Below are 2,197 nucleotides of genomic sequence, written 5' to 3' on the forward strand. Positions count from 1 at the left end.
TGGGAGCGCGTCGGCCGCCCGGACGACTTCGGCTCGCCGGCCGCCCAGGCCGCCGGTCAGCCCCAACCCGGGTCGCCGGCCGCGTGGAGCGCCGACCGCTCGGACGACTTCGGCTCGCCGGCCGCCTCGCAGGGTGCCGCCGGCCAGTCGGGAACCGGTCAGGCCGGCGCCGTGCAGGGCGGCGCCGGTCTACCGGCAACCGGGCCGGAAGCCTGGCAGGGAGGCTTCCGGCACCCGGAGCACACCGGTCCGTACGGCGTGCCGCACCAGGCCGCCCAGGACCACACCGGCTCGCCGACCCCCACCCCTCAGGGGTCGGCGCAGCCGGACCCGCACGTCTCGTCCGGGCGCTACTACCTGCCGCCGAACTCCGCCCCCACCGTCCTGCGGCCCCGCGGCCGGAACAAGGTCACCGCGGGCGTCGCCGCGCTCGTGCTCGCGGTCGGCGGCCTCGCGGGCGGCGTCGGCGGGTACGTCGGCTACCAGGCGGCCGAGGACGCGCGCCCCGTCACCAACGCGCTCAACCAGGCGCCGCCCGCCCACCAGACGTCCGACGCGCCCGAGGGCTCCATCGAGCAGGTCGCCCAGAAGGTGCTGCCGACCGTCGTCCAGGTGCAGGTCACCGGCGGCGCCGGGTCCGGGTTCACGCTCAGCTCCGACGGCCTCGTGCTCACCAACAACCACGTGGTCGAGGCGGCGGCGGACGGCGGCCCGATGAAGGTCCAGCTCCAGGACGGCCGCTCGTTCGACGCGCGGATCGTCGGCCGCGACCCGTCGTCCGACCTGGCCGTGGTGAAGATGGAGGACGTCTCCGGCCTGCCCACCGCCGAGCTGGGCAACTCCGGCGACCTGAAGATCGGTCAGCAGGTCGTCGCCGTCGGCTCCCCGTTCGACCTCAACGGCACGGTCACGTCCGGCATCGTCAGCTCGCTCAACCGGCCCGTCCGGGCCGGCGGCCAGCAGGGCACCCCGGACACCGTCCTCAACGCCATCCAGACCGACGCGGCGATCAACCCCGGCAACTCGGGCGGCCCGCTGGTGAACATGCGCGGCCAGGTCGTCGGCATCAACTCGGCCATCTACAGCCCGAACTCCAGCCAGTCGTCGCAGGGCGGCTCGGTCGGCATCGGTTTCGCCATCCCCATCGACCAGGCCCGCCGCACGGCCAAGGAGCTGTCGGAGACCGGCAAGGCCACGCAGACCGTGCTCGGCGTGCAGGTCGGCGACGCCCCGGACGGCGGCGCGCTGGTCCGCGACGTGACGGCGGGCGGCGCCGCCGAGGCGGCCGGGATCAAGACCGGTGACGTGATCACCAAGTTCGGCGACCGCCCCGTGGACAGCTCGGACGCCCTGGTGGCCGCCGTCCGCTCCCGCGCGCCGGGCGAGAAGGTCCAGCTCACCATCGGCAAGGAGCGCACGGTCGACGTCACCCTGGGCAGCCAGCCCGTCGAGATCCGCTGACCCACCGAACCCCGGCTCACGTGCCCCGAGCCGGTCGAGGCCGCACACCGGCAGGTACCGCCTCCACCTGCCGGCAGTGCGGCCTCTCACCGTCCACACCGGACACACCACCCCGTGGCCACCACTACGCCCCGGCGGAACCGTCAACACCGAAGAGCGGGAACCAACGAACCGGTTCCCGCCCTTGGCGTGCTGTGTCGTGTGTAGACCTCACAGGCGCCTACTCCCAGCGGGGACCACCGCAAGGGGGTCCGGGGGCGAAGCCCTCCGGGCGGGGTCTGGGGATTGCACCCCCAGGAAATGCGACGAGGCGAGGAGGTTTGCGTTCTCCGCAAACACACCTCGCCCCTCGACGAGTGGAGCTGAGGGGAATCGAACCCCTGACCTACTCGATGCGAACGAGTCGCGCTACCAACTGCGCTACAGCCCCGTGTTCTGTTGTCGTGCGGGAGGAAGCATATCAGTAGCCGGGGGGTGGTTTTGCCACCCCCCTCTACTCGCCCGACGCCCGCCGGTACGGGAGGGCTTCGGGGCCGTCCAGCTCGACGAACAACGGGTCCTCGTCGTCCAGGTCGACCACGACGGTGCCGGGCCGGACCTGGTGGTGGAAGCGCGGCTGCGGGGGCAGGCCGGACTGCTCGCGGGACGCCTGGTCCTGGCCCTGGCCCTGGTCCTGGGCGGCCGGAGCCGCCGGACCGGCCTGAGCCGCCTGGGCGGCCGACGCCGCGGCGTGCGC

General features: G+C 73.6%; 1 protein-coding gene, 1 tRNA gene and 1 pseudogene. 1 reads left to right on the plus strand and 2 read right to left on the minus strand.

All coding sequences use genetic code 11. The annotated features are described in order from the left end of the window. A partial coding sequence (locus tag ACFQ3T_RS36090) for a trypsin-like peptidase domain-containing protein (protein WP_380730575.1) occupies window positions 1–1,461 on the plus strand: 1,461 nt, incomplete at its 5' end. 357 nt (window positions 1,462–1,818) lie between these two features. On the opposite strand, the gene ACFQ3T_RS36095 is transcribed toward ACFQ3T_RS36090, so the two are convergent. Together ACFQ3T_RS36095 and ACFQ3T_RS36100 are read right to left on the minus strand one after the other, a co-directional pair. Continuing rightward, window positions 1,819–1,891 (minus strand) — tRNA-Ala (locus tag ACFQ3T_RS36095). Window positions 1,892–1,954: 63 nt separating this feature from the next. Beyond that, window positions 1,955–2,197: pseudogene (locus ACFQ3T_RS36100) on the minus strand (gephyrin-like molybdotransferase receptor GlpR); the annotation flags it as partial.

This window comes from Saccharothrix hoggarensis (genome assembly GCF_042678885.1).
Taxonomy (GTDB): domain Bacteria; phylum Actinomycetota; class Actinomycetes; order Mycobacteriales; family Pseudonocardiaceae; genus Actinosynnema; species Actinosynnema hoggarensis.